The sequence below is a fragment of the Prescottella sp. D32 genome (assembly GCF_037287305.1).
In the GTDB taxonomy this organism is placed as follows: Bacteria; Actinomycetota; Actinomycetes; order Mycobacteriales; family Mycobacteriaceae; genus Prescottella; species Prescottella equi.
The window spans coordinates 169,280-195,660 of the sequence record NZ_JARBSW010000006.1 but is presented as its reverse complement, the minus strand read 5'-3'; the positions used below and the strand labels follow the sequence as shown (position 1 = coordinate 195,660).

Sequence of the window (26,381 nt, the reverse complement as noted above, 5' to 3'; positions counted from 1 at the left end):
GCCGGGGACTTCAGTTGACCTGCAGCGGAACGGGGTTCGTCCAGTACGGCGGAATCTCCCGGGCGAGACCGTCGGCGAGCTTCGTTCCGTTGCTCGACTGATTGCACGGTCCGGACCAGCGGACCTGCACCGGCGGGCCCGACGCGTAGCGGAAGGTGGTCCACACGATCGTTGTGGCGTCCGGAGCCGCCGGGACCCCGCAGCGCCGGGGATCGGTCGGTCCTGCCGCGTTGAGGGCATCGACCAGGGCGTCGAGTTCGGCCCCCTCGAGACGCCCGGCGGAGGCCGGCCGCGGGGAGCTCGGGGCCGCTTCGCCACCGGCCTTCTCGTAGCGGCACACCTCGGCGAACAGTGGGGTGTCGGGGACCATGGACTCGGCGACGCCGGGCCGGGCGGAGACGAACTCGACAGTGCCCGTGGGACACGCCACCGGCGCCGCACCCGCCGCGGGACGCCCGGAGTCCGCGCATCCGGTGGCTCCCAGGATCATTCCCGCGCACAGCGCTGCCGTGCCCGCCCCCGCCGTGACGCGTGTGGACACCGTCGTTTCCCCCATGCTCGGGAGACTAGCGGCAACCAGGGTCCCGGAACGCCTGACGCCTGAATCGGAGTCGCCTCCCGGTGTGGCCGGGGGAGCGGCCGTAGCATCTGGATCGTGGCCAATCCGACCGTGCGCTCCGAAGACTCCGTGACGCTGCGCGTGCTCGTCTACAGCAGCGACGCCTCGACGCGGGAGCGGGTGATCCGTGCGCTGGGCACACGCCCGCACCCGGATCTGCCGGAACTCGCGTACCTCGAGGTCGCAACCGCCCCGGTGGTCGTCCGCGAACTGGACGCGGGCGGCATCGACCTGGCCGTGCTCGACGGCGAAGCGCAGCCGGCCGGCGGGATGGGCATCGCCAAGCAACTGCGCGACGAACTCGACGTGTGCCCGCCGATCGTGGTCCTTACCGGCCGCGCCGACGACCGATGGCTGGCCGACTGGTCGCGGGCGGACGGGGTCGTCGGACACCCCATCGATCCGTTCGCGCTGGCCGAGACCGTGGTGGGGCTGCTGCGTCCGGCGTGACGTGGGCGCGTCCCTCCCGTGTCGGTCCCGTTGCCGGAAGACTCGCGGGTAAAACCGAAGCCAAGCCGGGGGGCAATCTGGGTAGGCTGAGGCGTAGATCACATTCGGCGGGTGGGTTTTCCTGATTGCGTGATTGTGCGTCGTCCCTGGCTACCCGCCGTCCGTGCTCGCGACCGGAGGAGCTGAGGCAGGGTGAACGCCTACGTGCCGATTCTCGTGTTGGGCGCCATCGCGGTGGCGTTCGCGGTCTTCTCCGTGTTCGTCGCCTCGGCGGTGGGACCCGCGCGGCGCAATCGCGCGAAGCTCGAGGCGTACGAGTGCGGCATCGAACCGATGCAGCCCGGCGGGCGGGCCGGTGGACAGCGGATCCCCGTGAAGTACTACCTGACGGCGATGTTGTTCATCATCTTCGACATCGAGATCGTCTTCCTGTACCCGTGGGCCGTCCACTTCGACGCCCTCGGTGTGTTCGGTCTGGCCGCGATGGCGGTGTTCGTCTTCAACGTGTCCGTCGCCTACGTCTACGAGTGGCGTCGTGGGGGTTTGAGCTGGGACTAGCGGATCTCGAGGTGATCGCGGAGCGGAGGTGATCGAAGGATGGGGCTCGAAGAGAAGGTGCCGGGCGGTTTCCTGCTGAGCACGGTCGAGACCGTGGCCGGCTACGCCCGCAAGGGTTCGCTGTGGCCCGCGACGTTCGGCCTCGCGTGCTGCGCGATCGAGATGATGGCGACCACGTCCGGGCGCTACGACCTCGCCCGCTTCGGGATGGAGGCCTTCCGTGCCTCGCCCCGACAGGCCGATCTGATGATCGTGGCCGGGCGGGTGAGCCAGAAGATGGCCCCGGTACTGCGCCAGGTCTACGACCAGATGGTCGAGCCCAAGTGGGTCCTCGCCATGGGCGTGTGCGCGTCCTCGGGTGGCATGTTCAACAACTACGCGATCGTGCAGGGAGTCGACCATGTCGTCCCGGTCGACATCTATCTGCCGGGCTGCCCGCCGCGACCCGAAATGCTGCTCGACGCGATTCTCGCGTTGCACGCGAAGATCCAGGACACACCGCTCGGCGTCAACCGCGAGGAGGCGGTGCGGGCGGCGGAGACGGCGGCACTGGCGGCGCGGCCGGTGGTCGATCTCGGCCTGCCGGGGCATACGGCGGAGGCGGTGCGGTGATGGCGATCGACCACGACGGTGCACTGGGCGGGCCCGATCCGGAGGCGACGGCGGGTCCCGAGGGGACCGTGCCGCCCGAACGCGTCGCCGGCGGCGAGATGATCGGGCTGCGGCAGGGCATGTTCGGCGTCGGCGGCACCGGCGACACCTCCGGGTACGGACGCCTCGTCCGGCCCGTCACGCTGCCCGGTAGCACGCCGCGCCCGTACGGAGGGTGGTTCGACGAGTTCGTCGACGCTCTGGCCGACGCGCTCGACACCGTCGGCGTGCTCTTCGACGACGCGATCGAGAAGGTGGTCGTGTTCCGTCGTGAACTGACGCTGCACGTGCGACGCGAGTACCTGCCCACCGCCGCGCGACGCCTGCGCGACGATCCGGCGCTGCGCTTCGAGTTGTGTCTCGGAGTGAGCGGGGTGCACTACCCGCAGGATCCGGGTCGCGAACTGCACGGGGTGTATCCGCTCATGTCCGTCACCCACGGGCGCCGGGTCCGCCTGGAAGTGGCTGTGCCCGATGCCGACCCGCACATCCCGTCGTTGTACGGGGTGTACCCGACCACCGACTGGCACGAGCGCGAGACCTACGACTTCTTCGGGATCGTCTTCGACGGTCACCCTGCGCTCACCCGAATCGAGATGCCCGACGACTGGACGGGGCACCCGCAGCGCAAGGACTACCCCCTCGGCGGCATTCCCGTCGAGTACAAGGGGGCGAAGATCCCGCCGCCGGACGAGAGGAGGGCCTACCAGTGAGCCGTCCGAGTGGGCAGTCCGACCGGACCGACAACGGCGATGCAGTGTTCACCGTCGGCGGTCAGGACTGGGACGAATTGGTGGACGCCGCGTCCGAGGCCCACCAGGCCGGTGCCGAGCGCATCGTCGTCAACATGGGTCCGCAGCACCCGTCGACGCACGGCGTCCTGCGGCTGATCCTCGAGATCGAGGGCGAGACCGTCACCGAGGCGCGCTGCGGAATCGGCTATCTGCACACCGGAATCGAGAAGAATCTCGAGTATCGCAACTGGACGCAGGGCGTCACGTTCGTCACGCGGATGGACTACCTGTCGCCGTTCTTCAACGAGGTCGCGTACTGCCTGGGCGTCGAGAAGTTGCTCGACATCACCGATCGGATCCCCGAACGGGCGACGGTCGTGCGGGTGTTGTTGATGGAGCTGAATCGGATCTCCTCGCATCTGGTCGCCCTCGCGACGGGCGGCATGGAACTCGGGGCGATCACCCCGATGCTGTTCGGCTTCCGGGAACGCGAACTGGTCCTCGACATCTTCGAGATGATCACGGGGCTGCGGATGAACCACGCGTACATCCGCCCGGGTGGGCTGGCGCAGGACCTGCCCGACGGTGCCGTCGCCAAGGTGCGTGAGCTGCTCGACCTGATGCCCCGGCGGTTGCGCGATCTCGAGGACCTGCTGAACGAGAACCCGATCTGGAAGGCGCGTACCAGGGGGATCGGGTACCTGGACCTGACCGGTTGCATGGCACTCGGGGTCACCGGGCCGGTGCTGCGCGCAACCGGACTTCCCCTGGACGTGCGGCGCTCGGATCCGTACTGCGGTTACGAGACGTACGAGTTCGACGTCGTCACCGACACCGGCAGTGACTGCTACGGCCGCTACCTCGTGCGGGTGCAGGAGATGGCCGAGTCGCTGAAGATCGTCGAACAGTGCCTCGATCGACTTCGGCCGGGTCCGGTCATGGTGGCGGACAAGAAGATCGCGTGGCCTGCGGATCTCGCCGTCGGCGCCGACGGGCTCGGGAACTCGCTCGAACACATCCGGCGGATCATGGGTACCTCGATGGAGGAGCTGATCCACCACTTCAAGCTCGTCACCGAAGGATTCCGGGTCCCGCCCGGGCAGGTGTACGTGCCGGTGGAGTCGCCGCGTGGCGAACTGGGCGTGCACATGGTCAGCGACGGCGGTACCCGCCCCTTCCGGGTGCACTACCGCGACCCGTCGTTCACGAATCTGCAGGCGGTCGCGGCGATGTGCGAGGGCGGGATGGTCGCCGACGTCATCGCGTCGGTCGCCAGCATCGACCCAGTCATGGGGGGAGTGGACCGATGACCGAATCGCGTGCCACGGAACCGGTGTTCCTCGAATTGGGGCCGCGTCCGCACGAGCGGGCCGCGTACCCGCCCGACGTCGTGGCCCGGCTCGCCGCCGACGCGGACGAGATCATCGCCCGCTACCGGGCACCGGACGACGTGCCGCCGGGGACCGCGCGCTCCGCACTGCTGCCGCTGCTGCACCTCGTCCAGGCCGAGGACGGTCACGTCTCCCAGGCCGGAATCGAGTTCTGCGCAGCACAACTCGGACTCACCGCCGCTGAGGTGACGGCGGTCGCGACCTTCTACACGATGTACCGGCGCGAACCGACCGGCACCTATCACGTCGGAGTGTGCACCAACAGCCTGTGCGCGGTGATGGGTGGGGACGCGATCCACGCGGCGCTGCGCGAGCACCTCGGTATCGGAGACGGTGAGACCACGCCGGACGGCGCGATCACCCTCGAGCACATCGAGTGCAACGCGGCCTGCGATTTCGCGCCCGTCATGATGGTGAACTGGGAGTTCTTCGACAACCGGACGCCCGAATCGGCGACCGCGGTGGTCGACGCCCTGCGGGCAGGTGAACGAGTCACGCCCACCCGCGGCGCGCCCCTGTCCTCGTTCCGCGACACCGCGCGCATCCTCGCCGGGTTCCCCGACCGTCGGCAGGGCGCGCTGGAATCGGGCGGGGGAGCCGGGCCGGCCACACTCGCGGGGTTGCACTCCGCGCGTTCGGAAGCCGCGACGCCGCTCACCCCGGTGCTGAGCAGTCACTGGGACGAGGACCGGTCGTGGACTCTCGACGCGTACCACGGTCACGACGGGTACACCGCGCTCCGCAAGGCCCTTCGGATGAACCCGGACGAGGTGATCCAGACCGTCAAGGACGCCGGATTGCGTGGCCGCGGCGGCGCCGGATTCCCCACCGGCATGAAGTGGTCGTTCATCCCGCAGGATCCGGCGACCGACGGAACCGCGAAGCCCCACTACCTGGTCGTCAATGCCGACGAGTCGGAACCGGGTACGTGCAAGGACATTCCGCTGATGTTCGCGACCCCGCACACGCTGATCGAGGGAGTCGTCATCGCGGCGTACGCGATCCGGGCCGCGCAGGCGTTCGTCTACGTGCGCGGCGAGGTGGTGCCGGTTCTGCGGAGGCTGCAGGCAGCGGTGGCCGAGGCCTACGACGCGGGGTATCTCGGTCGCGACATCCTCGGTTCGGGCTACGACCTGGACATCGTCGTCCACGCCGGGGCCGGGGCATACATCTGCGGCGAGGAAACGGCGCTGCTCGACTCGCTCGAGGGGCGGCGGGGGCAACCCCGGCTGCGACCGCCGTTCCCCGCCGTCGCCGGTCTCTACGCCAGCCCGACCGTCGTCAACAACGTGGAGTCGATCGCGAGTGTCCCGCCGATCATCCTCCGCGGACCGGAATGGTTCCGGGGCATGGGCAGCGAGGCGTCGCCCGGGTTCACGCTGTATTCGCTCTCGGGTCACGTCACCCGGCCCGGACAGTACGAGGCCCCGCTCGGGATCACGTTGCGGCAGTTGCTCGACGTCGCGGGGGGCGTGCGCGCGGGGCACCGGCTCAAGTTCTGGACCCCGGGCGGCTCGTCGACGCCGCTCCTCACCGACGAACACCTCGACGTACCGCTCGACTACGAGGGGGTGGCGGGTGCAGGATCCATGCTCGGCACCAAGGCGCTGCAGATCTTCGACGAGACGACGTGCATCGTGCGCGTGGTACTGCGCTGGACGCAGTTCTACGCGCACGAGTCCTGCGGCAAGTGCACCCCGTGCCGTGAGGGCACCTACTGGCTCGTGCAGATCCTCGAGCGCCTCGAGCGCGGCGAGGGCAGTGCGGAGGACCTCGAGAAGTTGCTCGACGTCTCGGACACGATCCTCGGCAAGTCGTTCTGTGCGCTCGGTGACGGCGCGGCCAGCCCGATCATGTCGTCGCTGAAGTACTTCCGCGACGAGTACGTCGCGCACGTCGGGGGCCGTGGGTGCCCGTTCGACCCGAACGCCTCCGCGCTCGTCGCCACGGTCCCCACCGGACCGGAAGGGAGGAGATCGTGACCGTCAACATGGGGTCCGACGCGTCGGGCCAACCGGTGCCCTCGGACCGCGTCACACTCACGATCGACGGTGCGGAGGTCACCGTACCCAAGGGGACGCTCGTGATCCGCGCCGCCGAGGGAATCGGCATCCAGATCCCGCGGTTCTGCGATCACCCGCTGCTCGATCCGGTCGGAGCGTGCCGACAGTGCCTCGTCGAGGTCGAGGGCCAACGCAAGCCGCTCGCGTCGTGTACCACGGTCGCGACCGACGGCATGGTGGTCCGTACACAGGTCACCTCCGAGGCCGCCGACCGCGCCCAGAAGGGCGTCATGGAGCTGTTGCTGATCAACCATCCTCTGGACTGCCCGGTGTGCGACAAGGGCGGCGAGTGCCCGCTGCAGAACCAGGCGATGTCCAGCGGGCGCGCGGAGTCCCGCTTCGATGGCGTCAAACGCACCTTCCCCAAACCGATTCCGCTGTCGAGTGAGGTGCTGCTGGACCGCGAGCGGTGCGTGCTGTGTGCGCGCTGCACGCGGTTCTCCCGGCAGGTCGCCGGAGATCCGATGATCGAGCTGCTCGAGCGCGGCGCCCTGCAGCAGGTGGGCATCGCCGACGAGGAGCCGTTCGATTCCTACTTCTCCGGGAACACCGTCCAGATCTGCCCGGTGGGCGCCCTCACCGGAGCCGCCTACCGATTCCGGGCCCGGCCGTTCGACCTGGTGTCGACGCCGAGTGTCTGCGAGCACTGCGCGAGCGGGTGCGCGCAACGCACCGACCACCGTCGTGGCACGGTGCTGCGCCGACTCGCCGGGGACGATCCCCAGGTCAACGAGGAGTGGAACTGCGACAAGGGCCGGTGGGCATTCACCTACGCCCGCGAACCGGACCGGTTGGAGACCCCACTCGTGCGCGATCCCGGCGGCGGGCTACGGCCGGCGTCCTGGCCGGAAGCGATCACGGTCGCAGCGCGCGGGCTCGTCGCCGCGACCGGCCGGGCCGGGGTGCTCGTCGGTGGACGCGCCACGTACGAGGACGCCTACGCCTACGCGAAGTTCGCACGCGTCGTGCTCGGCACCGGCGACGTCGACTTCCGCGCGCGGCCGCATTCCGCCGAGGAATCCGCCTTCCTCGCCTCCCATGTCGCGGGCCGCGGTCTCGGCCCGGAGGTCGTCACGTACGACGACCTCGAGAAGGCGTCCGCCGTCGTGCTCGTCGCGTTCGAACCCGAGGAGGAGTCGCCGATCGTCTTCCTGCGGCTGCGGAAGGCGGTGCGCACCGGGCGCGCGGTGATCCTCTCGATCGCGCCCTTCGCGAGTCGTGGGCTCGACAAGATGTCCGGGCGCCTGCTGCGCGCCGTGCCGGGCGACGAGCCGGCAATCCTCGACGAACTCGCCGGGTCCGATTTCCTGCGTCGTCCCGGCGCGGTGATCGTGGTCGGGGAGCGCGCGGCCGCTGTTCCCGGCACCCTCACCGCCGTCGCGGCCCTCGCGGCCGAGACCGGGGCCCGGGTGGCCTGGATCCCGCGGCGGGCAGGGGAGCGCGGCGCCCTCGAGGCCGGGGCGCTCGCGGGCCTGCTCCCGGGCGGACGGCCGATCGCCGATCCCGAGGCCCGCCGGCAGGTCGCCGACGTATGGAACGTCCCGGACCTGCCCGTTGGTTCGGGACGCGACACCGCCGGTGTACTCACCGCCGCGGCGTCCGGCGCGATCGGCGCACTCCTCGTCGGCGGTGTCGATCCGAACGATCTTCCGGACCCACGTGCGGCGCTCGCCGGGCTGGACGCCGCGGACTTCGTCGTGAGCCTCGAACTGCGGCACAGCACCGTGACCGACCGCGCCGACGTCGTGTTCCCGGTCGCGCCGGTCGCCGAGAAGTCCGGAAGTTTCGTGGACTGGGAGGGCCGGGTGCGGCCGTTCGAGACGGCGCTGCCCCGCACCGGAGCGCTGCCCGACCTGCGGGTGCTCGACGCCATCGCCGCCGAGGCGCGCCGGCCGCTGAGTCTGCCCGACGTCGCGGCGGCCCGCGCCGAACTCGACCGCCTCGGTCCGTGGCAGGGAGCGCGCGTGCCGATGTCCGGGACGGCGCCGTCGGCGACACCCGAACCCGGCCCAGGAGAGGCCGTCCTGGCGGGGTGGCGGATGCTGCTCGACGCGGGCCGGATGCAGGACGGTGAACCCTTCCTGGCAGGCACCGCGCGACCGCCGGTCGTTCGGCTGTCGGCCGACTGTGCCGCCGAACTCGGGGTGCGTGAGGGCGATCCGGTGACGGTCGCCACCGACAGAGGGTCGGTGACATTGCCGCTCGCGATCACCGATCTGCCCTACCGGGTGGTGTGGTTGCCGATCTGCTCGCCCGGGTCCGAGGTGTATCGGCAACTCGGAGCGCAGATCGGGGACGTGGTCCGGATCGGGCCGTCGGCGGACGACGGCGTCGCCGGCTCGCTCGTGGAAGGCGAGGTCGCGCGATGAACACCCTGGCTGCCGCCGAGCTGTCGATGTTCGGCCACGACCCGTGGTGGCTCGTGGTGGCGAAGGCGCTCGGCATCTTCGTCTTCCTCGTGCTGACCGTGCTGCTCGCGATCTATCTCGAACGGAAAGTGCTGGCGTGGATGCAGATGCGCGTCGGCCCCGACCGCGTCGGCCCGCACGGAATCCTGCAGTCCCTCGCCGACGGCGTCAAACTCGCGCTCAAGGAGGGCATCGTCCCCGCCGGCGTCGACAAGCCCGTCTACCTGACAGCACCGATCATCGCGGTCGTGCCCGCCTTCATGGCGTTCGCGGTGGTCCCGTTCGGGCCCGAGGTCTCGATCCTCGGACACCGGACGCCGTTGCAGCTCACCGATCTCCCGGTGGCGGTGCTCTACATTCTCGCGGTCACCTCCGTCGGCGTGTACGGCATCGTGTTGGCCGGCTGGGCGTCGGGCTCGACGTACCCGCTCCTCGGCGGGCTCCGGTCCACCGCCCAGGTCATCTCGTACGAGGTCGCGATGGGCCTGACGTTCGCAGCCGTCTTCCTCGACGCCGGGACGATGTCCACGTCGGGCATCGTGGCCGCCCAGGAGGGGCACTGGTACGTCTTCCTGTTGTTGCCGGCCTTCCTCGTGTACGTGACGTCGATGGTCGGCGAGACCAACCGGGCGCCGTTCGACCTCCCCGAGGCCGAGGGCGAACTGGTGGGCGGATTCCACACCGAGTACTCGTCGCTGCGGTTCGCGATGTTCATGCTGGCCGAGTACGTCAACATGGTCACCGTCTCCGCGCTCGCCGCCACGATGTTCCTCGGTGGCTGGCACGCGCCGTGGCCCCTGAACATGTGGGACGGCGCCAACTCCGGGTGGTGGCCGCTGCTGTGGTTCACGATCAAGGTCTGGGGTTTCCTGTTCGTGTTCATGTGGCTGCGCGCCACGCTTCCGCGCCTGCGCTACGACCAGTTCATGAACCTGGGCTGGAAGGTCCTCATCCCCGTCGCGCTCGCGTGGGTGATGGTGGTCGCCACCGTCCGGGCCCTGCGCAACGAGGGTTACGAGTCCCGCTGGATCGTGCTGGTTGTCGGCGGCGCAGTGGTGGCCCTCGGGCTGCTGGCGGGGCTCTACCGCAGGCTCCGCGCCACCCGCGCCGGTGACGACGGCGCAGCGCCCCACGACACCGGCACCCCGTTCGATCCGTCGGCCGGCGGCTTCCCGGTGCCGCCGTTGCCGGGGCAGGATCCGCGCCCCGCCCGCGCCCTCGTGCGGTCGGCACCTACCGGAATGGAGGATTCCGATGCCTGAGTTCCTCGACTCCGTCGCCGGATTCGGCGTGACCTTCTCGACCATGTTCAAGAAACCCGTCACGGAGTTCTACCCCGAGCAGAAGGCGCCCACCGCGGAGCGCTATCACGGTCGGCACCAACTCAACCGGCATCCCGACGGGTTGGAGAAGTGCATCGGCTGCGAACTGTGCGCGTGGGCGTGCCCGGCCGACGCGATCTACGTCGAGGGCGCCGACAACACCGAAGAGGAGCGCTACTCGCCGGGTGAACGGTACGGACGCGTCTACCAGATCAACTACCTACGTTGCATCGGCTGCGGGCTGTGCGTCGAGGCCTGCCCCACGCGGGCACTGACGATGACGAACGAGTACGAGATGGCCGACGACAACCGCATCGACCTGATCTACGGCAAGGATCGCCTGCTCGCGCCGCTGCAGGCCGGGATGCAGGCGCCGCCGCACCCCATGGCTCCCGGCACCACCGACGAGGACTACTACCGCGGATCCGTGTTCGGCGGCGCGGCCGAGTCGGTGCCCGGATCCGAGGAGGTGACGTAGTGGACGCCGCGACCGCACAATCGACCGCGCTACTGGCCGCCGAGGTCTTCACCCGGACGTCCACCGGTGAGGCCGTCCAGTTCTGGATCCTCGGTACGGCAGCGGTGCTCGGAGCGCTCGGAGTGGTGTGCGCGCCCAAGGCCGTCTACTCGGCGATCTGTCTCGCGATGACCATGATCGTGCTCGCGGTGCTCTACATCGCGCAGGGTGCACTGTTCCTCGGCGTCGTCCAGGTTGTCGTCTACACCGGCGCGGTCATGATGCTCTTCCTGTTCGTGCTCATGCTGATCGGGGTCGACAGCTCGGACTCGCTCGTGGAAACCCTGCGCGGGCAACGGATCGCGGCCGTCGTGGCCGGACTCGGGTTCGGTCTGCTGCTGATCGGTGGGCTCGGCAACGCCACCGTCGGGGTCCTCCGGTCCGGCGAAGTGGGTTTCGTCGGACTGGACCAGGCCAATTCGGCGTCGGGGGGCAACGTGGAGGGCATCGCCGAACTCGTCTTCATCCGGTACGTGTGGGTGTTCGAGATGACCGGGGCACTCCTCATCACCGCCACGATCGGCGCGATGGTGCTCGCGCACCGCGAGCGTTTCGAACGGCGCCTCGGTCAGCGCGAGATGTCGAAGCAACGGTTCCGGGACTGGGGCGCCGACGAATCCGCGCGGGTCACGCCCCTCCCGAGCCCCGGCGTCTACGCCCGGCACAACGCTGTGGACCTGCCCGCGCGTCTGCCCGACGGGACGTACTCGCGCGAGTCCGTCAGCCGGATCCTCACCCCGCGCAGCCCACGAGCCGCGGTCGACCGGTCCGATGGGGAGGAGTCCCGATGAACCCGGACAACTACCTCTACCTGGCCGCACTGCTCTTCACGATCGGCGCCGCGGGAGTGCTGCTGCGGCGCAACGCGATCGTCGTGTTCATGTGCATCGAATTGATGCTCAATGCCGCGAACCTCGCGTTCGTCACGTTCGCGCGGATGCACGGCAACCTCGACGGCCAGGTGTTCGCGTTCTTCACGATGGTGGTCGCCGCCGCCGAGGTCGTCATCGGACTCGCGATCATCATGACCATCTTCCGGACCCGCCGATCGGCCTCGGTCGACGACGCCGACCTGCTGAAGTACTGACATGAACGGGGGGACGGGAATTCACGCACTCATCTGGCTCCTGCCGGCTCTGCCGCTGACCGGCGCCGTCGTCCTGCTGCTCGCGGGCCGCCGCAGCGACCGTTGGGGGCACCTGCTCGGGTGCGCCGCCGCCCTCGCGTCGTTCGTGGTCGCCGTGATGCTGTTCGTCGACATGGTGGGCCGCGCGGACTCGGACCGGGTCGCCCAGCAGCACCTCTTCTCGTGGCTGCCCGTAGCCGGACTACAGGTCGACTTCGGGCTGCGCCTCGACCAACTGTCGATGTGCTTCGTGCTGCTCGTCACCGGCGTCGGATCGCTCATCCACATCTACTCCGTCGGCTACATGAAGACGGACCCCGGACGACGACGGTTCTTCGCGTACCTCAATCTCTTCCTCGCCGCGATGCTGCTGCTCGTGCTCGCCGACAACTACCTGGGTCTGTACGTCGGCTGGGAGGGGGTCGGTCTCGCGTCGTACCTGCTGATCGGCTTCTGGCAGTACAAGCCGAGCGCGGCAACGGCCGCGAAGAAGGCGTTCGTGGTCAACCGCGTCGGCGACATGGGCCTGATGGTCGGGCTCATGATCATGTTCGCGACGTTCGGATCGGTGTCGTTCGCCGACGTCCTCGGTGGTGTCGGAAGCGGCGACACGTCCGGCGCGAGCGGGGGAGTGACCACCGCGCTCGGACTGCTCCTGCTGCTCGCCGCGTGCGGCAAGTCGGCACAGGTACCGCTGCAATCCTGGCTCGGCGACGCGATGGAGGGCCCCACCCCGGTGTCGGCGCTCATCCACGCCGCCACCATGGTCACGGCCGGCGTCTACCTGATCGTGCGGTCCGGGCCGATCTACGAGGCGGCGCCTGGAGCGCAGGTGGCGGTGGTCCTGGTCGGCGCCGTGACCCTGCTGTTCGGCGCGATCATCGGGTGCGCGAAGGACGACATCAAGAAGGCGCTCGCGGCCTCGACGATGAGTCAGATCGGCTACATGGTCATGGCAGCCGGACTCGGCCCCGCCGGCTACGCGTTCGCGATCATGCTGCTGCTCGCGCACGGGTTCTTCAAGGCGGGGCTGTTCCTCGGCGCCGGATCCGTCATGCACGGCATGGACGACGAGACCGACATGCGGCGTTACGGCGGTCTGCGCACACTCATGCCGATCACGTTCGCCACCTTCGGACTCGGCTATCTCGCGATCATCGGGATTCCACCGTTCTCGGGGTTCTTCTCCAAGGACAAGATCATCGAGGCGGCCTTCGGCTCCGGCGGGATCGGGGGGACGGCTCTCGGCACGGTCGCGCTGATCGGCGCGGGGCTCACTGCGTTCTACATGACGCGCGTGATGCTGATGACGTTCTTCGGGGAGAGGCGGTGGAATCCGGGGGCACACCCGCACGAGTCGCCCGGTGTGATGACCGTGCCGATGATCGTGCTGGCCGTCGGATCCGTTGCCGCCGGCGGACTGCTCGCGGTCGGCGGCACGCTCGAGCAGTGGCTCGAACCGGTCTGGACGGAGTTCGGCGGCGCGACCGAGCACGGTGAACTCGCCGTCCCGGTGTGGGTGGTCACCGCCGTCACACTCGCTGTCGTGCTCATCGGCGCCGGAATTGCGTACCGGCAGTACGGAACTCGGCCGGTGCCTGTGGTGGCTCCTGCCCAGGTGTCGGCGGTGACGGTCGCAGCGCGACGTGACCTCTACGGCGACGACGTCGACGAGGCCGTCTTCATGCGTCCCGGTCAGCGCCTGGTGCGGGGACTGACGGTGGTCGAGGACAAGGGGATCGACGGCGCCACCGGCGGTGTCGGTGCCGTGCTCGGACTGTTGTCGGTGGCGCTTCGCCGGCTGCAGACCGGGTTCGTGCGCTCCTACGCCCTGTACATGTTCGTCGGCGCGGCGTTCGTGGTCGCGGCGGCACTGGTGGGGAGGGTGTCATGAAGGGCTTTCCCTGGCTGACCGCCCTGTGGCTCCTGCCGCTCGCGGGAGCGTTGGCGGCCGCAGCATTGCCGGCTCGTCGGAGGACGGCGGTACGGTGGCTCGCGCTAGTGGTGGGGTTCGCGACGCTCGCGATCGCCGTCGTGCTCGCGGTGCGGTTCGAACCGGCCGGCGAGCGGTACCAGTTCGTCGAATCCCATTCGTGGATACCGGCGTTCGGAACCCGCTACGAGTTGGGACTGGACGGTATCGCGCTGGCGCTGGTGCTGCTGACAGCGATCCTGGTGCCGTTGCTGCTCCTCGCCGGCTGGCGCGACGTCCCCGCCGATGATGCCAGACCCCGCGGCACGCATGCGTACGTCGCGCTGATCCTCGTGGTCGAGTCGATGGTCCTGATGTCGTTCCTGGCCCTCGACATCCTGCTGTTCTACGTGCTCTTCGAAGCGATGCTGATCCCGATGTACTTCCTCATCGGTGGATACGGCCAACCGGGTCCGGGCCGCTCGCGGGCCGCGGTGAAGTTCCTGCTGTACAACCTCCTCGGCGGTCTGATCATGCTGGCCGCGGTGATCGGCCTGTACGTCGTGACGGCCGGGGCGGACAGCCCGTTCACGTCGGGCACCTTCGATTTCCGTGCGATCGTCGACGCGGTGTCGACCGGTGAGCTGACGATGAGCGGCCCCGTGGCCAACGCCCTGTTCCTCGGTTTCATGTTCGCGTTCGCCGTCAAGGCGCCGCTGTGGCCGCTGCACAGCTGGCTGCCCGACGCGGCCGTCCAGTCCACCCCGGTGACCGCGGTGTTGATGATGGCCGTCGTCGACAAGGTGGGCACCTTTGCGATGCTGCGGTACTGCCTGCAGCTCTTCCCCGACGCCGCACAGTACTTCGCGCCCCTGGTCGTGACGCTCGCGGTCGTCAGCATCGTCTACGGCGCACTGCTCGCGATCGGCCAGACCGACGTCATGCGGCTGATCGCGTACACCTCCATCTCCCACTTCGGTTTCATCGTGCTCGGCGTTTTCGCGATGACCAGTCAGGGGCAGAGCGGTTCCACGCTCTACATGGTCAACCACGGGTTCTCCACCGCCGCACTGATGCTGGTGGCGGGATTCCTCGTCACGCGGCGCGGCACACGGGTCATCGCGGACTACGGGGGCGTGCAGAAGGTGGCGCCGCTGCTGGCCGGCACCTTCCTGATCGCCGGGCTGGCCACCCTGTCGCTGCCGGGCCTCGCGCCGTTCGTCAGCGAGTTCCTCGTCCTGATCGGCACCTACACCCGATACCCGGCGGCCGCCGTCGTCGCGACCGTCGCACTCGTCCTCGCGGCCCTGTACGTGCTGTGGCTCTACCAGCGGATGATGACGGGACCCGTCGCCTCGGGCGCCGACCGGATCCGGGACCTCCGCCGCCGCGAACTCGTCGTGGTCACGCCGCTGATCGCCTTGCTCCTGGTCCTCGGGGTGTACCCGAAACCGATTCTCGACGTCGTCACCCCCGCGGTCGCCGACACGCTCACCACGATCGACCGCCAGGACCCGGCACCTGTCGTCGCCGAAACAGGACGGAGGTGAACCCCGATGAATCCCACGGTGTTGCCGGCCCCCAGCATCGAATACAGCCTGCTGTCGCCGATGCTGATCGTCTTCGGTGCGGCGGTTGTGGGCGTGCTGGTCGAGGCGTTCTGGCCGCGGCGGACGCGCTACACCGCCCACCTGGTGCTCACCTTCGGCGCACTGGGCTCGGCGGGCGTCGCGGTGATCGCGCTCGCGGGCACGAGGCAATCGGCCGCGGTCGGATCGGTCGCGATCGACGGGCCGACGCTGTTCCTGCAGGGCACCGTCCTGTGCGTATCGCTGCTGTCGGCGCTGCTCGTCGCCGATCGCGGACTCGACCGCGCCGCGGCGTCGGCGGAGTCCGTCTCGGTGGGGGCACGCGGCGTGGACGCCTTCACCCCGCGTGCCTCGGCGGTGCCGGGCAGCGATGCCGAGCGGGAGGCCGCCAGGGCGGGCGTGACACAGACCGAAGTCTTCCCGTTGGCGCTCTTCGCGATCGGCGGCATGCTGCTGTTTCCCGCGGCCGACGACCTGCTGACCATGTTCGTTGCGCTCGAGGTGCTCTCGCTGCCGCTGTACCTGCTGTGCGGGCTGGCCCGGCGCCGACGTCTGCTCTCGCAGGAGGCCGCGCTCAAGTACTTCCTGCTGGGTGCGTTCTCGTCGGCGTTCTTCGTGTTCGGGACGGCCCTGCTGTACGGCTACGCCGGAACCGTGGACCTCACGGGGATCGGCCGCGCCGTCGAGGAGCAGGCGAACGACGTGCTCCTCGCCCGGATGGGCCTGGCGATGCTGTCGGTGGGTCTGTTGTTCAAAATCGGCGCGGTGCCGTTCCACTCGTGGATCCCCGACGTGTACCAGGGAGCTCCGACGCCGATCACCGCCTTCATGGCGTCGGCGACGAAGATCGCCGCATTCGGGGCGACGCTACGTGTCTTCTACGTGGCCGTGCCGGGACTGAGCGTGGACTGGCGCCCCGTGCTGTGGGCGGTCGCGATTCTCACCATGCTGGTCGGCGCGCTGCTCGCGATCACACAGTCCGACGTCAAAAGAATGCTCGCGTACTCGTCGGTGGCACACGCCGGGTTCATCCTCACCGGCGTGATCGCCGGCAACGACGCGGGTATCTCCGCGTCGCTGTTCTACCTGCTGGCGTACGGCTTCAGCACGCTCGGTGCGTTCGGCGTGGTGTCACTGGTGCGGGACGCGTCGGGGGCCGAAATCACCGACTTGGCGCGCTGGGCGGGGCTGGGCCGTACGTCGCCACTGCTCGCCGCGACGTTCGCGCTGCTGCTGCTGTCGTTCGCCGGTATCCCGCTCACCAGTGGGTTCATCAGCAAGTTCGCCGTGTTCGAGGCCGCCGCGTCCGGCGGGGCGGTGCCGCTGGTGATCGTCGGCGTCGTCGGCAGCGCCGTCGCTGCGGTGTTCTACGTCCGTGTCATCGTGCTGATGTTCTTCGCGGATCCCCCCGAGGACGCGTCGCCGGTCGTGGTGGTTCCGAGTGCGCCGACGGTGGCCGCGGTCGCTGTCGCGGCGGTGGTCACGCTGGTGCTCGGGATCGCGCCCCAGCCCGTCCTCGACCTCGCCGAACAGGCGGCGCACTTCCTGGTCTGAGGCGAGCCGCGAAGAACGAAGAGCGCCGGCGGACACCGTATCGATGTCCACCGGCGCCGGTCGCTGCGGTATCAGGATCCGAAGTTGAACCCGCCGCCGCCCTGGCCGCCGCCGTTCGCGCCACCGGTGGAACCGGCGGCAATGCCGTCGCCGCCTTCCGAGCCGAATCCGAAGTTGGCGCCGAACATCGCGGAGAGCAGGGCGTTGAAGATCGCGGAGATGGACATCGTGGCTCCTATGTGTCGCTCGATCCAAGGTCGACACCGGACGGTGTCGACTGCCATTGCATCCCGTGCGCACCGTCCGTGGGAGCGATCAGTGGTGGCTTAGGGGGCAATTGGGGGGATCGGTAGGGGATCGACCCGGGGTACCCGCATGCGTGACGAATCCCCTACCCGTCACCCCTGATTCGGGCAATCCGGATACGAAGTCAGTCGATGTCGCCGACCGCAGCGGCGAGGCTGTTGCCGAACGCGCACACCGAGAGTTCGGCGAGCGCCGGATCCCGGTCGGCGTGCTGCGGTGCCTCCATCGCGACCAGGGTGTTGAGCAGCATGCCGTTCGCGATGAACGTGCGCGCGTGCTCGGGGGTGCATCCGGTACGAGTGCGGATCTGGGTGTAGATCTTGGCCATCCAGTCCCGGGCCTGCGCGCCGATCTCGGGCGTCGAGCCGGCCGCGAAGCCGTGCATCATCACGAGCAGCAGGTCGCGATCGGCCAGCAACTCGGTGTAGGTGGCGCCCATCTGGGCCCAGAGTTCCTCGTTCTCGGGATCCTCGGCGACGCGGTCGAGAGCGGGGTCGAAGGCGTCCATTATCCGGCCGATGGCGTGGGCGAAGACCTCGCGGAACAGGTTGGCCTTGGTGCCGAACATTCGGACCACGTACGGCTGGGACACCCCGGCTTCCTTGGCGACCGCGTCGGTGCTGGTGCCGTGGAAGCCGCCTCGGGCGAACGCCCGTGTCGCGGCGGCGAGCACCAGCTCACGCCGGGCCTCGGCGCTCATCCGGGTCTGTTTCTCCGCCTTTTCCGCCGTCGACATGTTGACAGGCTATCACTCGATAACTAGCGTCGACGAAGTTAAGTAATCATTCGATGCTTACAAACGTGGTTACCGGTACATCTTCGCTCGACAGATCCACGCCGATTCCGTCCTCAGGCCTCAGGAGCCGACATGACGATCCTCTCCGATCCACTCGATCCACCGTCCGAACCGGCCGCCGTGCCGCCGCGTGCCCGGTCGGTACCCGTCTGGCTGGCCATCGTCGCCGCCTCGGTCCCGATGTTCATGGCGACGCTCGACAACCTCGTGATGACCAGCGCCCTGCCGGTCATCCGCGACGATCTCGATGCGTCGGTCGGCCAGCTGCAGTGGTTCATGAACGCCTACACGCTGGCCTTCGCGACGCTCATGTTGTCGCTGTCCACGCTCGGCGACCGGCTCGGTCGCCGTCGCGTATTCCTCTGGGGCATAGCGGTGTTCACGGCCGCGTCGATCGCGTCTGCTCTCTCGACCAGCCCGGAGATGCTCATCGCGGCCCGGGCGGTCCAGGGAGTCGGTGCCGCCGCGGTCATGCCGCTCTCGCTGACTCTGCTCGCGGGTGCCGTTCCGATCGCGAAGCGCGCTCTCGCCATCGGGGTGTGGGGTGGAGTTTCCGGACTCGGCGTCGCGCTCGGTCCCGTCGTCGGTGGTGCCGTGGTGGACGGGGTCTCGTGGCAGGCAGTGTTCTGGCTCAATGTCCCGGTTGCGGCACTGGCGGTGCCCCTGGTGCTCTACGCGCTGCGGGAGTCGACGGGCCCGCGGCAGCCGCTCGATCCGATGGGCGTGCTGCTCTCCGGAGGGGCGGTGTTCCTCGGAGTGTGGGGGATCGTGCACGGCAACGACGACGGCTGGACCAGCGTGTCGGTGCTCGGCACCCTCGTCGCTGCGGTGCTGCTGCTGGTGGCCTTCGTGGTGCGGGAGTGGAGGGCCGAGTTCCCGGTGATGCCGCTGCGGTTGTTCCGGTCCCGGCAGTTCTCTCTCGCGAACGTCATTGCGCTGACATTCACTCTCGGCATGATGGGCGCGGTGTTCCTGCTGTCGCAGTACCTGCAGATCGTGTCCGGGTACAGCCCCTTCGCGGCGGGACTGCGGACACTGCCGTGGACGGCGGCGCCGATGGTGGTCGCGCCGATCGCGGGTTTGCTCGCGCCTCGCGTGGGATTGCGGGCGCTGCTGGTGACCGGACTGGTACTGCAGGGATTGTCTCTGGTGTGGATGGCCGGGCTGATCGAGCCCGGGGTGCAGTACCCCAGTCTCGTCCCGGCATTCGTGATGGCCGGTGTCGGAATGGGATTGACCTTCGCGCCCACGGCGACGGCGGTGCTGGCCGATATGAGGGAAGCCGATCACGCGACGGCCAGCTCGATCAACTCGACGTTGCGTGAGGTGGGCGTGGCGCTCGGTATCGCGATCCTGACCGCCGTGTTCCTCGGGGCGGGTGGCAGTCTCACGCCGGCCGGGTACACGGACGCGCTGGCACCGGCGCTGTACGTGGGGGCGGGGTTCGTGGCGGTGGCGGTCGCCGCGGCAGCACTGATGCCACCGCGGCGAGCCGTGCAGTCGTCACCGCGACGAGCCGCGCAGTCGGGAGGTGCGGATCAGCCTTCGGTGACGACGGTGCCGTCGGCGAGTGGGCGGGTCATCGACCACAGCGTGATCGACTGACACTTCGACATCTTCCATTCGCCGTTCTCGACGACGTATTCGTCGACGTACTCGATGGAGCGAACGGTCTCGGTGTTGTCGATGAGGTTGACCTGGCGGAAGGCGAGTGTCCACTTGCCTTCCGCCAGCTCGTCGCTGCGGAGCGTGATGTCGGGGTGGAAGGCGTGGTGCATGTCGAGGATGACGTTCCTACCGTCGACCTTCTGGAGTGCGATGTTGCGGAAGACCTCGGCGATGGGGTCGGCGTCGTCGAACTTGCCGAGCGGGCCGTAGTCGATCAGGGCGCCGCGGTCGATGAAGCAGGCGCGGAAGGTGTCCGCGTCCTTCGCGTCGCATGCTCGCAGGTAGCGGTGCTTGAGTGCCTTGATGGCCTCGATCCGTTCGAGGTCGTCGAGGCGTTGTTCGATGGAGCGTTCCGTCATCACGGGGTTTCCTCTCGGTTGCGATCTGTGTCACAGAACCTAGGGGCTGCAAGACGATTCGCGCGAGGCTTTCCCGCTCAGTGGAGAACGCCGGTGGTGGACTCAGGCTCGGCCCGGGAATGCCGTCGTCGCGGGCGCTTCTCCGAGGATCGCGCGCCAGTTCGCCGCGCGCACTGCCGCCTCGGTGAGTGCGGTGACGCCCACCTCGCGGGTGTGCTCGGATCGGCTGCGTTCGACGACCGACAGCCAGGCGGCGGCGGTGTCGGTTTCGACCTGTGCGGCCAGTTGTGCGGCGGAGACGGGGTCCGTCACGGCGAACGGAATCGTGTAGCCGGCCTCCGGTTCCGGCGCGTCGACGTCGGCGGCGGCCAGCGCGTCGAGCGTGGCGTCGCGGCGGGCGCGGTGGGCCGCGGTGTTCGCGGCGACGAGGTCCGTGCGATTGGTGTTGGAGAAGGCGGCGACGATGCCGTACGCGAACACGGCCGCGTACTCGGCCTGCAGCGCGTCGAGCAGGGCCTGCTGTTCGGGCCCTGGACTGGTGGAACTCACGGCAACAACACCACCTGCTGTGCGGCGCACGCGGCGCTGATCGAACCGAGGAGACCGGCGCGATACCCGGACTGGGTCCGGGCGAGTTTGCCGGCGTCGCGCTGAGCCGAGGCCAGGTCGGCCCTGAGCTGATCGATGGGGACCGGCGCGGCGGCGGGCGGCGTGGTGGTCGTCGACGACGGTGGCGTGCTCGCCGCCCGCGCGATCTCCTCCTCCAGTGCGTCCGCGTGGGCTGTCCGTTCCGCCGCGATGACGCCGAGAGCGGCCGCGAGGTCGGGGCGGCCGGCGATCGTGGCCGTCGCGTTCGCGGCGTCGCGGCGCGCGAGCCGCGCCTGCTCCGTGAGCGCATCCATCTCTGCCGGGGTGTCGGCGTCGCCGGGATCCGAGCAACCGGTGATCAGGGTGAGCGCGGTGGTTCCCAGCGCGGCGCCGCCTGCGGCGCGCAAGGCCGCGCGCCGCGACAGCGGGGTGGTGAGGAAGGTCGTTCGCACATGATCATCGTGCCAGTCCGGTGCTCGATCGGCGGCATCGAGCTCAGCGCGCGGACGACGTCGGGCCGCGTCCACCCGGGCGGTCACGACGACTTCCGCGGCGCGATACCCTTGAGGCTCCACAGTCCACCCGGTGGTGTGTCTTGTCGTGCTTCGCCGAGGGCGGTGCTCGAACATGATCGCCGCACGTCAGCGATGACCACAACTGAAGCGAGGAGCGTCCCAGATGCCGGTGCCGTCGAGGGAGAGAGTGGTCGAGCTTCTCGCCGATCCCATCGGGCGTGAGGGCTACGACCTCGAGGATGTCACGATCACGCTCGCAGGTCGACACAGTTCGGTGCGCGTCATGGTCGACAGCGATTCGGGGCTCGAGCTCGACGAGGTCGCCCGCCTCAGCCACGTCATCTCGGATGTCTTCGACGCGGCGTCCGACTTCGGGGAGTCGCCGTACACGCTCGAGGTGACCTCGCCCGGGATCGACCGACCGCTCACCGAGGGGCGGCACTGGCGCCGTGCGCAGGGCCGCAAGGTTCTCGTCGAGCTCGCGGAGGAATCGGTGACCGGCCGGGTCGGCCGGCTCACCGACGGCGGCGTCGACCTCGTCGTGAAAGCGAAGGGCGGTCCGGTCGTGCGCCGGGTGGAACTCGCGGATGTCAAGAAAGCTGTTGTGCAGGTGGAGTTCTCGCGCCCGGACGCGAAGGAACTCGAGCTCGCGGGAGGAATCCCCGAGGGTCGGGTCGCGCCTGCGGACGTGGAAGCGTCGAACGAAGAGAACGAAGAAGGGTCGGACAAGTGAATATCGACATCGCAGCGCTGCGCGCTATCGAAGCGGACAAGGGAATCTCTGCGGGCACCATCATCGCCGCGATCGAGACGGCTCTGCTGACGGCGTACCGCCACACCGAGGGCCATCAACCGCACGCTCGCATCGACGTGGACACCAAGTCCGGTGTCGTCCGGGTCATGGCTCGCGACGTCGATTCCGACGGCAATCAGGTGGGCGAGGAATGGGACGACACTCCGGAGGGGTTCGGGCGCATCGCCGCCACCACGGCCCGTCAGGTGATCCTGCAGCGACTGCGCGATGCCGAGCACGAGCGCAGCTTCGGTGAGTTCGCCACGCACGAGGGCGAGATCGTCGGCGGCGTGATCCAGCGCGACACCCGCGCCAACGCGCGCGGCATGGTCGTGGTCCGGATCGGCAGCGAGGCCAACGGTGCCGAGGGCCTGATCCCGCCGGCCGAGCAGGTCCCGGGGGAGACCTACGAGCACGGTGACCGGATCAAGTGCTATGTGGTCGGTGTCTCCCGTGGACAGCGCGGACCGCAGATCACGCTGTCGCGCACGCACCCGAACCTGGTGCGGAAACTGTTCGCGCTCGAGGTCCCCGAGATCGCCGACGGCTCCGTCGAGATCGTCGCGGTCGCTCGCGAGTCCGGCCACCGTTCGAAGATCGCGGTCCACTCGCGCGTGCCCGGTCTGAACGCGAAGGGCGCATGCATCGGACCGATGGGCCAGCGCGTTCGGAACGTCATGAGCGAACTCGCCGGTGAGAAGATCGACATCATCGACTACGACGAGGATCCGGCGAAGTTCGTCGGTAACGCGCTCTCGCCGTCGAAAGTGGTGTCCGTCACTGTCGTCGACCCCGAGGCTCGTGCGGCGCGGGTGGTCGTCCCCGATTTCCAGCTGTCGCTGGCGATCGGAAAGGAAGGGCAAAACGCGCGCCTGGCTGCGCGGTTGACCGGCTGGCGGATCGACATCCGTAGCGACGCGGCGCCGGGTCCCGAGTCACAGGTCGGTAGCGAAACGACAGGTGCTTAGAAACGGGATGCGCAATTCACGGCGATACAGCGGTAGAGTGGTCGATGGTTCAGCGTGAACTGTCTGTGTCGACGCGTGTCCGGGGCAATGTTCCGGAGCGCACATGCGTCGGCTGTAGGCGGAAAGGGCTGGCCACCGACCTGCTCAGGGTTGTGGCGCGTGAACTCGAATCCGGCGGATTCGCTCTCACGCCCGATCCTCGGCGACGGCTTCCGGGGCGCGGCGCATGGTTGCATCGCGATCCGAAATGCCTGAGCGAAGCAGGACGGCGCCGAGCATTCGGCAGAGCGCTGCGGGTGTCCGGAAGTCTGGACTCCTCGGAACTCGACCGGTTGGTCGAGACCACCGAGTTGTCGTAGGCGGCTCACTCGAAACCTGTCCGACCCCGGGCAGGGATAACGCGGGACGCAGTACCACTCGAGACCTCTCGAGTTGCAACATCACTCGAGAATGTCGAGCAGTACCTCAGAGAACAGGCACAAGCACTCATGAGCACACCGTGAAGCACCAGCGATGAACGTCCATCGGAGATAACCGAGGTCGTGCGGGCAACAGTCGCTCGCTCGACCTCTCAGTAGAGGAGAGCAGTGGCAGGCAAGGCCCGCGTGCACGAGTTGGCGAAAGAACTCGGTGTCACAAGCAAGGAACTACTCGCACGGCTCAAGGAGCAGGGCGAGTTCGTGAAGTCGGCGTCCTCGACGGTCGAGGCCCCGGTCGCGCGTCGTCTGCGGGAGTCCTTCCCGTCGGCGAACGCGAAGCCCGAGGGTGGCGAATCGCCGCGTCCGTCGGCGAAGCCCGGTGCTACCGGAGCTTCCGCCCCCAAGCCGGGTGCCCCGCGCCCCGGCCCCAAGCCGGCACCGGCCGCCCCCGCGGCGCCCGCTCCTGCGGCTCCCGCCGCACCGAGCGCACCGGCCGCCCCCGGACCGCGTCCGGGACCGGCACCCACGCCGGGTCCCAAGCCCGCCCCGCAGACTCCTGCGGCGCAGGCTCCGGCCGCTCCGGCTGCGTCAGCGGCCCCGGCCGGCCCCAAGCCCGGCGGTCCGCGCCCCGGCCCCAAGCCGCCGCGCGTCGGTAACAACCCGTACTCGTCGGCTCCGGCCGAGCGCCCCGCGCCGCGGCCGGCTCCCGGTGCGCCGCGTCCGGGTGGTCCGCGACCCGGCCCGCAGGGTGGTGCGCCGCGTCCCGGCGTGCCCGGTGCGCCGCGTCCGGCCGCCGGCCCCGGTGGTCCGCGTCCGGCTCCCGGCCAGGGCGGTCCCCGCCCCAGTCCCGGCTCGATGCCTCCGCGCCCGAACCCGGGTGCAATGCCGCAGCGTGCTGCCCGCCCGGCGCCCGGCGCCGGTCGTCCCGGTGGCGGTCGTCCCGGTGCTCCGGGCGGTCGTCCCGGCGGCGGTGGCGGTGGCTACCGCGGCGGCGCCCCCGGTGGTGCTCCCGCAGGTGCAGGTGCAGGTGGCGGCGCTCCCGGTGGCTTCCGCGGTCGTCCCGGTGGCGGCGGCGGTCGTCCCGGTGGTCGTGGCGGTGCAGCCGGTGCGTTCGGTCGCCCCGGTGGCGCCCCGCGTCGTGGCCGTAAGTCGAAGCGGGCGAAGCGCGCCGAGTACGAGAGCATGCAGGCGCCCGCAGTCGGCGGCGTCCGGCTGCCCCGTGGCAACGGCGAGACCATCCGTCTCGCCCGCGGCGCGTCGCTGTCGGACTTCGCGGACAAGATCGACGCGAACCCCGCAGCACTCGTGCAGGCGCTGTTCAACCTCGGCGAGATGGTCACGGCGACTCAGTCGGTCAACGACGAGACGTTGGAGCTGCTCGGCGGCGAGATGAACTACGTCGTCCAGGTCGTCAGCCCGGAGGACGAGGACCGCGAGCTGCTCGAGTCGTTCGACCTCACCTACGGCGAGGACGAAGGCGACGAGACGGATCTCGCGTCGCGTCCGCCGGTGGTCACCGTCATGGGTCACGTCGACCACGGCAAGACCCGCCTGCTCGACACGATCCGCAAGGCCAACGTCCGCGAGGGCGAGGCCGGTGGCATCACCCAGCACATCGGCGCCTACCAGGTCCTCACGGAGCTGGACGGCAACGAGCGCCTGGTGACGTTCATCGACACCCCGGGCCACGAGGCCTTCACGGCCATGCGTGCGCGTGGTGCGAAGGCGACCGACCTCGCGATCCTCGTCGTCGCAGCCGACGACGGCGTCATGCCGCAGACGGTGGAGGCCATCAACCACGCCCAGGCGGCCGACGTGCCGATCGTGGTCGCGGTGAACAAGATCGACAAGGAAGGCGCGAACCCGGACAAGATCCGTCAGCAGCTGACCGAGTACGGGCTGGTCACCGAGGAGTACGGCGGCGACACCATGTTCGTCGACATCTCCGCCAAGCAGGGCACCAACATCGATGCCCTCCTGGAAGCGGTGCTGCTGACCGCGGATGCCGCTCTGGATCTGCGGGCCAACCCGGACATGGACGCCCAGGGTGTCGCCATCGAGGCGCACCTCGACCGGGGTCGCGGCCCCGTCGCGACCGTGCTCATCCAGCGCGGCACGCTGCGGGTCGGCGACTCGATCGTCGCGGGCGATGCCTACGGCCGCGTCCGTCGCATGATCGACGAGCACGGCGACGACGTGGAAGAGGCTCTGCCTTCGCGTCCCGTCCAGGTCGTCGGCTTCACGTCGGTCCCCGGCGCAGGCGACAACCTGCTCGTGGTCGACGAGGACCGGATCGCCCGCCAGATCGCCGACCGGCGTAATGCACGCAAGCGCAACGCGCTCGCTGCCCGCAGCCGTAAGCGCATCAGCCTGGAAGATCTGGATGCCGCGCTCAAGGAGCACAACGAGCTCAACCTCATCCTCAAGGGCGACAACTCCGGCACCGTCGAGGCGCTGGAAGAGGCCCTCATGGGGATCGAGATCGACGACGAGGTGCAGCTGCGCGTGATCGACCGCGGTGTCGGTGGCATCACCGAGACCAACGTCAACCTGGCGTCCGCGTCCAACGCGATCATCATCGGCTTCAACGTCCGTGCCGAGGGCAAGGCGACGGAGCTGGCGAACCGCGAGGGCGTCGACATCCGGTACTACTCGGTGATCTACCAGGCGATCGACGAGGTCGAGAAGGCCCTCAAGGGCATGCTCAAGCCGATCTACGAAGAGGTGGAGCTCGGCAAGGCCGAGATCCGCGCGATGTTCCGGTCCTCGAAGGTCGGAAACATCGCCGGATGCCTCGTCACCTCGGGCATCATCCGTCGCAACGCGAAGGCACGTCTGCTGCGCGACAACAAGGTGATTGCCGAGACCGTCACCATCTCCTCGCTCAAGCGGGAGAAGGACGACGCGACCGAGGTTCGCGAAGGCTACGAGTGTGGTCTGACCGTCACGTACTCCGACATCAAGGTCGGCGACGTGATCGAGGCCTACGAGCTTCGCGAGAAGCCGCGGGACTAGTCGCTCCGAACGTGTCCCTCCTCGGTGGCCTCGTGCCACCGGGGAGGGACACTCCGGCTC

Annotated in this window: 25 protein-coding genes; 19 read left to right on the top strand and 6 right to left on the bottom strand. The window is 69.1% G+C overall.

Annotated elements, in window-relative coordinates:
- Nucleotides 1–10 precede the first annotated feature (10 nt).
- Nucleotides 11–556 carry a hypothetical protein gene (locus PSS76_RS22075; protein ID WP_041674153.1) on the bottom strand — a complete coding sequence of 182 codons (546 nt, stop codon included), beginning with the start codon at nucleotides 554–556 and terminating at the stop codon, nucleotides 11–13.
- 99 nt (nucleotides 557–655) lie between these two features.
- Between PSS76_RS22075 and PSS76_RS22070 the strand changes: the two genes are divergently transcribed.
- From PSS76_RS22070 to nuoN, 14 genes are all read left to right on the top strand, one after another.
- The gene (locus PSS76_RS22070; RefSeq protein WP_084968738.1) at nucleotides 656–1,069 is read left to right on the top strand and encodes an Rv3143 family two-component system response regulator; all 414 of its coding nucleotides are present in this window, start codon (nucleotides 656–658) and stop codon (nucleotides 1,067–1,069) included.
- Between the two features lie 192 nt (nucleotides 1,070–1,261).
- Entirely contained in the window at nucleotides 1,262–1,627 is a 366-nt protein-coding gene (locus PSS76_RS22065) for an NADH-quinone oxidoreductase subunit A (RefSeq protein WP_084968739.1), read from the top strand.
- A gap of 39 nt (nucleotides 1,628–1,666) precedes the next feature.
- The gene (locus PSS76_RS22060) at nucleotides 1,667–2,239 is read left to right on the top strand and encodes a NuoB/complex I 20 kDa subunit family protein (RefSeq protein ID WP_005513818.1); all 573 of its coding nucleotides are present in this window, start codon (nucleotides 1,667–1,669) and stop codon (nucleotides 2,237–2,239) included.
- Between the two features lie 23 nt (nucleotides 2,240–2,262).
- The gene (locus tag PSS76_RS22055; protein ID WP_370530796.1) at nucleotides 2,263–2,991 is read left to right on the top strand and encodes an NADH-quinone oxidoreductase subunit C; all 729 of its coding nucleotides are present in this window, start codon (nucleotides 2,263–2,265) and stop codon (nucleotides 2,989–2,991) included.
- Entirely contained in the window at nucleotides 2,988–4,322 is a 1,335-nt protein-coding gene (gene nuoD / locus PSS76_RS22050; RefSeq protein WP_013415736.1) for an NADH dehydrogenase (quinone) subunit D, read from the top strand. Before PSS76_RS22055 ends, nuoD begins: the two co-directional genes overlap by 4 nt.
- Nucleotides 4,319–6,385 (top strand): NADH-quinone oxidoreductase subunit NuoF, encoded by a 2,067-nt coding sequence (gene nuoF, locus PSS76_RS22045; RefSeq protein WP_022595368.1) that lies wholly within the window; start codon nucleotides 4,319–4,321, stop codon nucleotides 6,383–6,385. The genes nuoD and nuoF overlap by 4 nt, the downstream gene beginning before the upstream one ends.
- A gap of 8 nt (nucleotides 6,386–6,393) precedes the next feature.
- Nucleotides 6,394–8,835, top strand: a complete 2,442-nt coding sequence (locus tag PSS76_RS22040) for an NADH-quinone oxidoreductase subunit G (RefSeq protein WP_221286238.1) — start codon at nucleotides 6,394–6,396, stop codon at nucleotides 8,833–8,835.
- Entirely contained in the window at nucleotides 8,832–10,136 is a 1,305-nt protein-coding gene (gene nuoH / locus PSS76_RS22035) for an NADH-quinone oxidoreductase subunit NuoH (RefSeq protein ID WP_013415739.1), read from the top strand. The genes PSS76_RS22040 and nuoH overlap by 4 nt, the downstream gene beginning before the upstream one ends.
- Nucleotides 10,129–10,674: an NADH-quinone oxidoreductase subunit NuoI gene (gene nuoI, locus PSS76_RS22030; protein WP_044990881.1), complete on the top strand. Its 546-nt coding sequence runs from the start codon at nucleotides 10,129–10,131 to the stop codon at nucleotides 10,672–10,674. The genes nuoH and nuoI overlap by 8 nt, the downstream gene beginning before the upstream one ends.
- On the top strand, nucleotides 10,674–11,504 hold the full coding sequence (locus PSS76_RS22025; RefSeq protein ID WP_064079726.1) for an NADH-quinone oxidoreductase subunit J: 831 nt from the start codon (nucleotides 10,674–10,676) through the stop codon (nucleotides 11,502–11,504). Before nuoI ends, PSS76_RS22025 begins: the two co-directional genes overlap by 1 nt.
- Entirely contained in the window at nucleotides 11,501–11,800 is a 300-nt protein-coding gene (gene nuoK, locus PSS76_RS22020) for an NADH-quinone oxidoreductase subunit NuoK (RefSeq protein ID WP_005513807.1), read from the top strand. The genes PSS76_RS22025 and nuoK overlap by 4 nt, the downstream gene beginning before the upstream one ends.
- 1 nt (nucleotide 11,801) lies before the next feature.
- Nucleotides 11,802–13,733, top strand: a complete 1,932-nt coding sequence (nuoL, locus tag PSS76_RS22015; RefSeq protein ID WP_337456625.1) for an NADH-quinone oxidoreductase subunit L — start codon at nucleotides 11,802–11,804, stop codon at nucleotides 13,731–13,733.
- Nucleotides 13,730–15,301, top strand: coding sequence for an NADH-quinone oxidoreductase subunit M (locus PSS76_RS22010; protein WP_337456624.1), 1,572 nt, complete (start codon nucleotides 13,730–13,732; stop codon nucleotides 15,299–15,301). The genes nuoL and PSS76_RS22010 overlap by 4 nt, the downstream gene beginning before the upstream one ends.
- 6 nt (nucleotides 15,302–15,307) lie before the next feature.
- Nucleotides 15,308–16,894, top strand: a complete 1,587-nt coding sequence (nuoN, locus tag PSS76_RS22005) for an NADH-quinone oxidoreductase subunit NuoN (RefSeq protein ID WP_084985747.1) — start codon at nucleotides 15,308–15,310, stop codon at nucleotides 16,892–16,894.
- A gap of 71 nt (nucleotides 16,895–16,965) precedes the next feature.
- Here the strand turns inward: nuoN and PSS76_RS22000 are convergent, their stop codons facing one another.
- A complete protein-coding gene (locus PSS76_RS22000) occupies nucleotides 16,966–17,121 on the bottom strand; it encodes a hypothetical protein (protein ID WP_157349028.1) in 156 nt (51 codons plus the stop codon).
- Nucleotides 17,122–17,324: 203 nt separating this feature from the next.
- A complete protein-coding gene (locus PSS76_RS21995; RefSeq protein WP_022595390.1) occupies nucleotides 17,325–17,936 on the bottom strand; it encodes a TetR/AcrR family transcriptional regulator in 612 nt (203 codons plus the stop codon).
- Between the two features lie 132 nt (nucleotides 17,937–18,068).
- On the opposite strand from PSS76_RS21995, the gene PSS76_RS21990 reads away from it, so the two are divergent.
- Complete coding sequence (locus PSS76_RS21990) at nucleotides 18,069–19,601, top strand: MFS transporter (RefSeq protein ID WP_337456623.1); 1,533 nt, start codon at nucleotides 18,069–18,071, stop codon at nucleotides 19,599–19,601.
- Here the strand turns inward: PSS76_RS21990 and PSS76_RS21985 are convergent.
- From PSS76_RS21985 to PSS76_RS21975, 3 genes are all read right to left on the bottom strand, one after another.
- Nucleotides 19,535–20,023: a nuclear transport factor 2 family protein gene (locus PSS76_RS21985; RefSeq protein WP_041674156.1), complete on the bottom strand. Its 489-nt coding sequence runs from the start codon at nucleotides 20,021–20,023 to the stop codon at nucleotides 19,535–19,537. The two genes, PSS76_RS21990 and PSS76_RS21985, sit on opposite strands and share 67 nt — an antisense overlap.
- A 102-nt stretch (nucleotides 20,024–20,125) precedes the next feature.
- On the bottom strand, nucleotides 20,126–20,572 hold the full coding sequence (locus PSS76_RS21980) for a ferritin-like domain-containing protein (protein ID WP_013415747.1): 447 nt from the start codon (nucleotides 20,570–20,572) through the stop codon (nucleotides 20,126–20,128).
- Nucleotides 20,569–21,063 (bottom strand): hypothetical protein, encoded by a 495-nt coding sequence (locus tag PSS76_RS21975; RefSeq protein ID WP_337456622.1) that lies wholly within the window; start codon nucleotides 21,061–21,063, stop codon nucleotides 20,569–20,571. Before PSS76_RS21975 ends, PSS76_RS21980 begins: the two co-directional genes overlap by 4 nt.
- A 226-nt stretch (nucleotides 21,064–21,289) precedes the next feature.
- Here PSS76_RS21975 and rimP point away from each other — a divergent pair, with 226 nt between their 5' ends.
- The 4 genes from rimP (at nucleotide 21,290) to infB (ending at nucleotide 26,321) form a co-directional block, all read left to right on the top strand.
- Nucleotides 21,290–21,859 (top strand): ribosome maturation factor RimP, encoded by a 570-nt coding sequence (rimP, locus tag PSS76_RS21970; RefSeq protein ID WP_005513791.1) that lies wholly within the window; start codon nucleotides 21,290–21,292, stop codon nucleotides 21,857–21,859.
- A complete protein-coding gene (nusA, locus tag PSS76_RS21965; RefSeq protein WP_005513790.1) occupies nucleotides 21,856–22,887 on the top strand; it encodes a transcription termination factor NusA in 1,032 nt (343 codons plus the stop codon). The genes rimP and nusA overlap by 4 nt, the downstream gene beginning before the upstream one ends.
- Before the next feature lie 44 nt (nucleotides 22,888–22,931).
- Nucleotides 22,932–23,246 (top strand): YlxR family protein, encoded by a 315-nt coding sequence (locus PSS76_RS21960; RefSeq protein WP_069854960.1) that lies wholly within the window; start codon nucleotides 22,932–22,934, stop codon nucleotides 23,244–23,246.
- A gap of 228 nt (nucleotides 23,247–23,474) precedes the next feature.
- Nucleotides 23,475–26,321 (top strand): translation initiation factor IF-2, encoded by a 2,847-nt coding sequence (infB, locus tag PSS76_RS21955; RefSeq protein WP_337456621.1) that lies wholly within the window; start codon nucleotides 23,475–23,477, stop codon nucleotides 26,319–26,321.
- Nucleotides 26,322–26,381: the final 60 nt, after the last annotated feature.

What these genes read in the sequence shown, in the direction of transcription:
- PSS76_RS21990 (WP_337456623.1), top strand. Translation starts at nt 18,069, where the DNA reads ATGACGATCCTCTCCGATCCACTCGATCCACCGTCCGAACCGGCCGCC.
- PSS76_RS22040 (WP_221286238.1), top strand. Translation starts at nt 6,394, where the DNA reads ATGGGGTCCGACGCGTCGGGCCAACCGGTGCCCTCGGACCGCGTCACA.
- rimP (WP_005513791.1), top strand. Translation starts at nt 21,290, where the DNA reads ATGCCGGTGCCGTCGAGGGAGAGAGTGGTCGAGCTTCTCGCCGATCCC.
- nuoF (WP_022595368.1), top strand. Translation starts at nt 4,319, where the DNA reads ATGACCGAATCGCGTGCCACGGAACCGGTGTTCCTCGAATTGGGGCCG.
- PSS76_RS21985 (WP_041674156.1), bottom strand. Translation starts at nt 20,023, where the DNA reads ATGACGGAACGCTCCATCGAACAACGCCTCGACGACCTCGAACGGATC.
- nuoL (WP_337456625.1), top strand. Translation starts at nt 11,802, where the DNA reads ATGAACGGGGGGACGGGAATTCACGCACTCATCTGGCTCCTGCCGGCT.
- PSS76_RS22075 (WP_041674153.1), bottom strand. Translation starts at nt 556, where the DNA reads ATGGGGGAAACGACGGTGTCCACACGCGTCACGGCGGGGGCGGGCACG.
- nuoH (WP_013415739.1), top strand. Translation starts at nt 8,832, where the DNA reads ATGAACACCCTGGCTGCCGCCGAGCTGTCGATGTTCGGCCACGACCCG.
- nuoN (WP_084985747.1), top strand. Translation starts at nt 15,308, where the DNA reads ATGAATCCCACGGTGTTGCCGGCCCCCAGCATCGAATACAGCCTGCTG.
- nuoI (WP_044990881.1), top strand. Translation starts at nt 10,129, where the DNA reads ATGCCTGAGTTCCTCGACTCCGTCGCCGGATTCGGCGTGACCTTCTCG.
- nuoK (WP_005513807.1), top strand. Translation starts at nt 11,501, where the DNA reads ATGAACCCGGACAACTACCTCTACCTGGCCGCACTGCTCTTCACGATC.
- PSS76_RS21995 (WP_022595390.1), bottom strand. Translation starts at nt 17,936, where the DNA reads ATGTCGACGGCGGAAAAGGCGGAGAAACAGACCCGGATGAGCGCCGAG.
- PSS76_RS21960 (WP_069854960.1), top strand. Translation starts at nt 22,932, where the DNA reads ATGGTTCAGCGTGAACTGTCTGTGTCGACGCGTGTCCGGGGCAATGTT.
- PSS76_RS22000 (WP_157349028.1), bottom strand. Translation starts at nt 17,121, where the DNA reads ATGTCCATCTCCGCGATCTTCAACGCCCTGCTCTCCGCGATGTTCGGC.
- PSS76_RS22010 (WP_337456624.1), top strand. Translation starts at nt 13,730, where the DNA reads ATGAAGGGCTTTCCCTGGCTGACCGCCCTGTGGCTCCTGCCGCTCGCG.
- PSS76_RS22060 (WP_005513818.1), top strand. Translation starts at nt 1,667, where the DNA reads ATGGGGCTCGAAGAGAAGGTGCCGGGCGGTTTCCTGCTGAGCACGGTC.